Source organism: Massilia sp. CT11-108, assembly GCF_047302915.1.
In the GTDB taxonomy this organism is placed as follows: domain Bacteria; phylum Pseudomonadota; class Gammaproteobacteria; order Burkholderiales; family Burkholderiaceae_D; genus Telluria; species Telluria orientalis.
The window spans coordinates 1-336 of the sequence record NZ_JBKYMO010001371.1 but is presented as its reverse complement, the minus strand read 5'-3'; the positions used below and the strand labels follow the sequence as shown (position 1 = coordinate 336).

Annotated in this window: 1 protein-coding gene; it reads right to left on the bottom strand. The window is 72.3% G+C overall.

Going from position 1 to position 336, the window contains the following annotated elements:
• The coding region (locus tag ACEN88_RS34845; protein WP_413346988.1) for a chloride channel protein at positions 1-336 on the bottom strand (336 nt) is incomplete at both ends.

Genomic DNA, 336 nt, shown 5'->3' with positions numbered 1-336 from the left:
ACAGCACGGGCCGGCGTGCGCGCCAGCGGCTGACGCGGTCGGGACTGGCACCGGACAGCGACGCGATCATCAGGCGCGAGAACAGCCCGCCGGCCAGGCCGGACAGCACGGCGACGAGCAGGCCCGGCAGCAGGAGGTCCATGCCGATTGCAGGTGCGTGGATGACGCCGAAATACGCGCCGTTGCCGTGTGCCGAAACGGCGACGAGGCCCGCCAGCACGATGCCTGCGATGATCAGGCCGCTGGAGCGCTGTTCCGGCGCCCGCGCCAGTTCCTCGATGGCGAACATGACGCCGCCGAGCGGCGTGTTGAACGCGGCCGCGATGCCCGCCGCGC